A 7089-nucleotide genomic window follows, 5' to 3' on the forward strand; every position below is an offset into this window, starting at 1 on the left:
CATGTGTTCAAGTGACAAGGAATCAGGGCATGTTCACCACTCGTCCCACCCTCCAGGGCACCTTCGGCATGGCGTCCTCCACCCACTGGCTCGCCTCGCAGTCCGCGATGGCCGTACTGGAGGACGGCGGCAACGCCTACGACGCCGCCGTCGCCGCCGGATTCGTCCTGCATGTCGTCGAACCACACCTCAACGGCCCGGCCGGAGAGGTGCCGATGATCCTGGCGCCGAAGGACGGCGAGGTCCAGGTGCTCTGCGGCCAGGGCCCGGCCCCCGCCGGTGCCACCATCGCCCACTACCGTTTTCTCGGCCTCGACATGGTCCCCGGCACCGGACCCCTCGCCGCGGCCGTGCCGGGCGCCTTCGACGCCTGGATGCTGCTGCTGCGCGACCACGGCACGAAGACCGTCGCCGAGGTGCTGCGGTACGCGATCGGGTACGCCGAGGACGGCCACGCACCCGTCGAACGGGTCGGCCGGACCGTCGAGACCGTCCGCGAACTCTTCGAGACCGAGTGGCGGTCCTCCGCCGACGTCTACCTGCCCGGCGGCAGGTCTCCGCAGCCGGGCGAACTGTTCCGTAACCCCGCACTCGCCGCCACCTGGCGCCGGCTGATCGCCGAGGCGGCGGAATCCGGCGGCGAGGACCGCATCGCCCAGATCGACGCCGCACGGCAGATCTGGAGCGAGGGCTTCATCGCCGAGGCCCTCGTCCGCCAGGCCGCCCGCCCCACCATGGACACCAGCGGTTCCCGCCACACCGGCACGCTCACCGCCGCCGACCTGGCCGGCTGGTCCGCGTCCTACGAGGCGCCCGCCACGTACGACTGGAACGGCTGGACGCTCGCCAAGGCGGGCCGGCTGGAGCCAGGGCCCGGCCTTCCTCCAGCAGCTCGCCCTGCTCCCCGCCGAGCTGCCGCGGTACGGCTCCGCGGACTACGTCCACCTGCTCATCGAGGGCTGCAAGCTCGCCATGGCCGACCGTGAGGCCTGGTACGGCGACGCCGCCGACGTACCCCTCGACACGCTGCTCTCGAAGCCGTACAACGCCGAGCGCCGCGCCCTCATCACCGACAAGGCCTCGTACGAGCTGCGCCCCGGCAGCCCGGACGGCCGCACCCCCGTCCTCAGCGGGCACGCCCACGCCGTCGCCTCCGGCGCGGCCGGCTTCGACCCCCTGGGCATCCCGACGGCGGGCGTCGGCGAACCGACGGCCGCGAAGGACGGCGCCGCTGCCGATACCGCCGAACCGACGGCCGCGAAGGACGGCGCCGCTGCCGATACCGCCGAACCGACCGTCTCCAACGACGGCGCGACCCGTGGCGACACCTGCCACATCGACGTGGTCGACCGCTGGGGCAACATGATCTCCGCCACGCCCAGCGGCGGCTGGCTGCAGTCCAACCCGGTCGTGCCGGAGCTCGGATTCCCGCTCGGCACCCGGCTCCAGATGGCCTGGCTCGACGAGGGCCTGCCGAACTCCCTCACTCCTGGCCGCCGCCCCCGCACCACCCTGACCCCGTCCCTCGCCCTGCGCGGCGGCATCCCCGTCATGGCGTTCGGCACGCCCGGCGGCGACCAGCAGGACCAGTGGCAGCTGCACTTCTTCCTCGCCGTCGCCCTGCGCGCCGAGGTACGCGGCGGACTCGACCTGCAGGGCGCCGTCGACGCCCCGAACTGGCACAACGACAGCTTCCCCGGCTCGTTCTTCCCGCGCGGCATGCGGTCCGGCAGCGTCACCGTCGAGGAGCGCATGGACCCCGTGGTCGTCGAGGAGCTCCGCCGCCGCGGCCATGACGTCACCGTCGGCGACCCGTGGTCCGAGGGGCGGCTGTGTGCCGTGGCCCGCGACCCGGAGACCGGAGTGCTCTCCGCGGCGGCGAACCCACGCGGCATGCAGGGGTACGCCGTCGGACGCTGACCGGCCACCTCCCGGTCATGCACGGGTACGCCGTCGGACGCTGACCGGCCACCTCCCCGTCATGACCGGGTTGTCGGCTCCCCGGCGGGCCGTGATTGGCTGGGGGCATGACCGATGAATTCCTTGCCGGGGACCTGACCGAGGTCGAGGCGGCGGTCCGCGCAGCGGCCGCCGCAGAGATCATGCCCCGCTACCGCCGGCTCGCCGCGCACGAGATCGTCGAGAAGAACGGCCCGCACGACCTCGTCACCACCGCCGACCGCCTCGCCGAGGAACACCTCACCGCCGCCCTGTCCCGGCTCCTGCCCGGCTCGGTGGTCGTCGGCGAAGAGGCGGTCCACGCCGATCCGAAGGTGTACGACGCCCTGGGCGGCGACGCACCGGTGTGGATCGTCGACCCGGTCGACGGCACCCGCCAGTTCGCCCGCGGCGAACCTGGCTTCTGCACCCTGGTCGCCCTCGCCCACCGCGGCGAACTCCTCGCCTCGTGGACGTACGCCGCCGCCCTGGACGAGATGGCGATCGCGGTCCGCGGCCGCGGCGCAACGCTCGACGGCAAACCGATACGGTCCGGCTCGCCCGCGCCCGGCGCCGTTCTGAAGGTGGCGATGTCGCACCCCGACTACACCACCGACGCCCAGAAGCGCGCCCTGCTCGGCCTGCGCACCGACGGCATCGACGCCCGCCCGTGTGGTTCGGCGGGCCTCGAATACCTCGCCGTCGCGCGCGGCGACCAGGACGCGGTCGCCTTCAACTGGGAGTACGCCTGGGACCACGCGGCAGGGCTGCTCCTGGTCACCGAGGCGGGCGGCGCGCAGGCCACGCTCTGCGGCGCCCCGTTCCGCATCACCGGCGGCAACGCCCTGCCGTTCACCGCGGCCCGCGACGAGGCGACCGTCGAACGCGTCCTTCAGGCGCTGCGCGACGGCGCCTGACCGCCCCGCTCACGCCACGCCGCTGCCGTGCCTGACCAGGCAGAAGGGATGCCCCGCGGGGTCTGCGAGGATCCGCCACGAGCGCCCCGTCCCGGCGCCGTCGTCGAGTACCTTCGCTCCCGCCGCCACGGCCTGGGCCTGCGCCGCGTCCGGATCCGGGACGCCGAAGTCCAGATGGAACTGCTGGGGGTGCGCCGGGTCCCCCCACCGCGGCGGCCGGTGGTCCGCCACCCGCTGGAAGGCGAGGACCGGCCCGGCCGCCGTGTGGAGCGTCGCCCAGCCGTCACCGAGTGCCCACCGCCGGTCCGGCCGGTTGACCTCGCCGCCGAGCAGACGCTGGTAGAACCCGGCGAGGCCTACGGGATCGGAGCAGTCGAGTACCACGCACTGCAGTGAGGCGATCACGACCGGCTCCCGCCCTCTGCGGCGCCCGTCGCGAGCGCCGACCGTACGTCCTGTACCAGCTCCGCGGCCCGCTCCACCGCCGCCGCGTCCAGCCCCCGCAGCGCCTCGTCGATCCGTCCGGCGAAGTCCACCGGCGTGTCCGGCAGGGCGGCCGCCGCGGCCGACGCGCCCTTCTCGTTGAGACACCAGGTGCGGTGGTGGGCGTGGAGGGACTGAGCGAGGATGCCGAACGCCCGCGACAGGCACAGGGCGACATGGAGCGTGTCACCGGTGGGGGCCGACTTGCGGGCGGCATCCACCGAGAAGCCGGCTTCCCACGAGGCTTCGACGAGCGCGGTGCGCAGCGGCTCCGGATAGTTCCGGGTCTCACGCTGAAGCGTCGTCAATTCGTCCCGGGGATCGGCGAGTACGCGGCCGAGCGCGACCTCCCCGGGGTACGCGGGCGACCAGAACCCGAGCGGATGCCCCGGCTGTACGCCCACTTCGTAGCGTCCCTCGCGGCAGTCCGCCCAGACCGCCTCCACCCGGTCCAGATCGCGCAGGATCCAGTCCACCGGGACTCCGTCCACCCGCAGCCACGCCCCGCCGTCGACCCACGGCCCCCAGCCACCGGGACCCGCGACCTCGGCCGGGGAGCCCTGCACTTCGGACGCCAGCGCGGTCAGCGCGGCCAGGTCGGGGGTGCCCCGGTAGTACAGGCCCAGATCCCAGTCGGAGTCCGGGCGGTGGGTGCCACGGGCCCGGCTGCCGCCCAGGGCGACGGCCCGGATGCCGGGCAGCGCGCTGAGCCGGGCGGCCATGCCCGCGATACGGGCGGGAACGTCCGCGTCGGAGCCGGTCGCGGGCGCGGCGTGGGAGTTCGGTGTATTCATCGGGAGGCGACCCTACCCGCGACCGCACTGTCGGTGCCTCGGAATATCCTGGGTGTCCTGGCCGTCGGCTGACGAAGGAGTCCGAAGGTGCCGTCGATGCTTGATGCTGTCATCGTGGGGGCGGGGCCCAACGGACTGACCGCCGCGGCCGAACTGGCCCGCCGCGGCTTTGCCGTGGAGGTCTTCGAGGCGGGCGACACCGTCGGAGGCGGTGCCCGTACCGAAGAGCTCACCCTCCCCGGCTTCCGCCACGACCCCTGTTCCGCCGTCCACCCGCTGGGCATCGGCTCGCCCGCGTTCGCCAGGATGCCGCTCGCCCGGCACGGCCTGGAGTGGCTCCAGCCCGAGCTGGCGCTCGCCCACCCGTTCCCGGACGGATCGGCCGCCGTGCTCACCGGTTCGGTGGGGGAGAGCGCCATGTCGCTGGGCGCCCGGGACGCGGGCGCGTACCGCAGGCTCGTCGCCCCGTTCATCGGCCACTGGGACACCCTCGCCGAGGACTTTCTCCGCACCCCGTGGGACGGGCTGCCCCGCGACCCGTACCGCTGGGTGCGCTTCGGACTCGACGCGCTCCAGCCCGCGACGCTGCTCTCCCGCCGCTTCCACGGTGCGAAGGCGCGCGGTCTGATCGCCGGGCTCGCCGCCCACGCCATAGCCCCCGTCAGCGGCGTGGCCACCGGCGGCATCGCCCTGCTCTTCGCCCTCGCCGCGCACGAGAAGGGCTGGCCGGTGCCGCGCGGCGGCTCGCAGGCCATCTCCGACGCCCTCGCCTCGTACATACGCGAACAGGGCGGCACGATCCGTACCGGTACGGAGGTCAAGCGCCTCGACGAACTCCCGCCCGCCCGCGCCTATGTCTTCGACACCTCGCCGACCGCCCTCGCGCGCATCGCGGGACTGGGCCACGCGTACCGCGGCTATCGGTACGGAGCGTCCTGCTTCAAGATCGATTACGCGCTCTCGGGCCCCGTCCCCTGGACCGCGAAGGAGGCCCGCAGGGCCGGAACGGTCCACGTCGGCCCCACGGCCGGCGAGATCGACGCCGCGCTGAGCGCCGCGGTGGCGGGCCGCGACCCGAGCGTGCCGTTCCTGATCACCGCGCAGCCCAGCCTGATCGATCCGTCGCGCGCACCCGAGGGCCGGCACGTCTTCTGGGCGTACGGACACGTCCCGGCGGGCTGGGAGGGCGACGCCACCGACGTCATCGAACGGCAGCTGGAGCGCTTCGCTCCCGGCTTCCGTGATCTGGTGCTCGCCCGAGCGGTCGCCGGGCCGCCTCAACTCGCGGCGCGCAACGCCAATTACGTCGGCGGCGACATCGCGTGCGGCGCGTTCTCCGGCCTCCAGACGGTGATCCGGCCCAAGCTCGCACGCGTGCCGTACGCGACGGCGCATCCGGCGGTGTTCCTGTGCTCCTCGGCCACCCCGCCCGGACCGGGCGTGCACGGCATGTCCGGCCACCACGCGGCGAAGGCGGTCTGGCGGCGGCTGCGGGCGGCCTGAGCGGCGCGGCTCGTCGGGAGCGCGCGGGGCACGGCCGGAATCCCACGGCGCCTTCGGGGCGCCACGGGCCGTCCGGCCGGCGGTGACACGGCATCATGGGCCGCATGCGCACACCCGAGGCCGTCACCGTCACGCTGGTACGCGGTGACATCACCCAGCAGTCCGCCGATGTCATCGTCAACGCGGCAAACTCCTCGCTGCTCGGCGGCGGCGGGGTCGACGGAGCGATCCACCGGCGTGGCGGCCCGGAGATCCTCGCCGCCTGCCGGGAGCTGCGCGCCTCGCAGTACGCAAAGGGCCTGCGCACCGGCCAGGCCGTCGCCACGACCGCCGGAAAGCTCGACGCCCGATGGGTGGTCCACACCGTGGGCCCGGTGTATGGGATTTCCGGCAGTGATCCGTCCCTGCTGGCGTCCTGCTACCGCGAGTCCCTGCGCGTCGCCGACGAGCTTGGTGCGGAGACCGTTGCCTTCCCGGCCATTTCGGCTGGTGCGTACGGTTGGCCGCTGGAGGATGCCGCGCGTATCGCCGTGGAGGCGGTGCGGGCGGCTCACACAGCCGTCAAGGAAGTCAGGTTCGTCCTCTTCGACGACCAGACCTACGAGGCGTTCGCCGCGCAGGTCGGCTGACATGTATACGCTGCTGAAGCAATTGCTCGGCCTGAGTCCCCGAACCCGAGGTAGCCGGTGCAGCACGACGACCCGTCACTGAGGTGTCGTGCTGCACGGCATGACTCGCCGCTCGTCGTTCGTGTGAGTGGCGCACGTGAGGGTGAGGTCACAGGATTTCTCCCAGGATGCCTCGGGCTTCAGCCCGGGGAGGAATGGGTCCTTGGGGCGGAGCCGCGTAGCGGCGGAGTTCGTTGCACATCTGCTCTGACCTGTGCTTTCTTTCGTTGTCAGTGGGGGCGGCTAGGTTGGGGATCATGACGGCAGGAGCGCAGAGCGGGGAGAATGTCGGGCACGCCCGGTACACCTACCGGCTTCGTGTGTCGTCCACCGCAGCCGCCGCGCTGGAAGCGGAGTGGGCGCGGTGCCGGTGGATCTGGAACGAGAGCTGCGCCCGGTCGAAGAAGGCCCATGCCGAGGATGAGAAGTGCGGCCCGGCCAGGCTGGACAAGATGCTGACCGAAGCCCGGACCGCGATGTCCTGGCTGCGTGAGGGCAGCAGCGTTCCGCAGCAGCAGTTGATCCGCGACTTCGGCAAGTCCCGGGCCAAGGCGCTCAACGACATCAAGGCCCAGTTGCCGATGCGGCAGCGTGCCGGGATGCCGAAGTACAAGAAGAAGCACGAGACGGACCCCACGCTCAACTACACGCAGCGCGGCTTCCGGTTGAAGGACGGTCGCCTGCACCTGGCCGGGGGTATCAGCTTGACCGTGGTGTGGTCGCGCGATCTGCCCAAGCCGTCGTCGTCGGTGCGCGTGTACCGGGACAGCCTCGGGCATTGGTACG

Annotated in this window: 5 protein-coding genes and 2 pseudogenes; 5 read left to right on the forward strand and 2 right to left on the reverse strand. The window is 72.8% G+C overall.

Annotation, left to right across the window (positions count from 1 at the left end; genetic code table 11):
* Positions 1-29 precede the first annotated feature (29 nt).
* Positions 30-1920 (forward strand): annotated as a pseudogene (locus ACFVV1_RS23845) (gamma-glutamyltransferase family protein).
* 107 nt (positions 1921-2027) lie between these two features.
* Positions 2028-2855 carry an inositol monophosphatase family protein gene (locus ACFVV1_RS23850; RefSeq protein WP_389992522.1) on the forward strand — a complete coding sequence of 276 codons (828 nt, stop codon included), beginning with the start codon at positions 2028-2030 and terminating at the stop codon, positions 2853-2855.
* A 9-nt stretch (positions 2856-2864) separates the two neighbouring features.
* Here ACFVV1_RS23850 and ACFVV1_RS23855 read toward each other — a convergent pair whose 3' ends face one another.
* Both ACFVV1_RS23855 and ACFVV1_RS23860 read right to left on the reverse strand, forming a co-directional pair.
* Positions 2865-3260 carry a VOC family protein gene (locus ACFVV1_RS23855; protein ID WP_389992525.1) on the reverse strand — a complete coding sequence of 132 codons (396 nt, stop codon included), beginning with the start codon at positions 3258-3260 and terminating at the stop codon, positions 2865-2867.
* Positions 3257-4060: a nucleotidyltransferase domain-containing protein gene (locus ACFVV1_RS23860; protein WP_389992564.1), complete on the reverse strand. Its 804-nt coding sequence runs from the start codon at positions 4058-4060 to the stop codon at positions 3257-3259. The genes ACFVV1_RS23855 and ACFVV1_RS23860 overlap by 4 nt, the downstream gene beginning before the upstream one ends.
* 159 nt (positions 4061-4219) lie before the next feature.
* On the opposite strand from ACFVV1_RS23860, the gene ACFVV1_RS23865 reads away from it, so the two are divergent.
* The 3 genes and pseudogenes from ACFVV1_RS23865 to ACFVV1_RS23875 form a co-directional block, all read left to right on the forward strand.
* On the forward strand, positions 4220-5635 hold the full coding sequence (locus tag ACFVV1_RS23865; RefSeq protein ID WP_389992528.1) for a phytoene desaturase family protein: 1416 nt from the start codon (positions 4220-4222) through the stop codon (positions 5633-5635).
* Between the two features lie 104 nt (positions 5636-5739).
* Positions 5740-6264: an O-acetyl-ADP-ribose deacetylase gene (locus tag ACFVV1_RS23870; RefSeq protein ID WP_389992530.1), complete on the forward strand. Its 525-nt coding sequence runs from the start codon at positions 5740-5742 to the stop codon at positions 6262-6264.
* A 296-nt stretch (positions 6265-6560) separates the two neighbouring features.
* A pseudogene (locus ACFVV1_RS23875) lies at positions 6561-7089 on the forward strand (RNA-guided endonuclease TnpB family protein); the annotation flags it as partial.

Origin of the sequence: Streptomyces sp. NPDC058092 (assembly GCF_042884935.1) — a bacterium.
Lineage (GTDB): Bacteria > Actinomycetota > Actinomycetes > Streptomycetales > Streptomycetaceae > Streptomyces.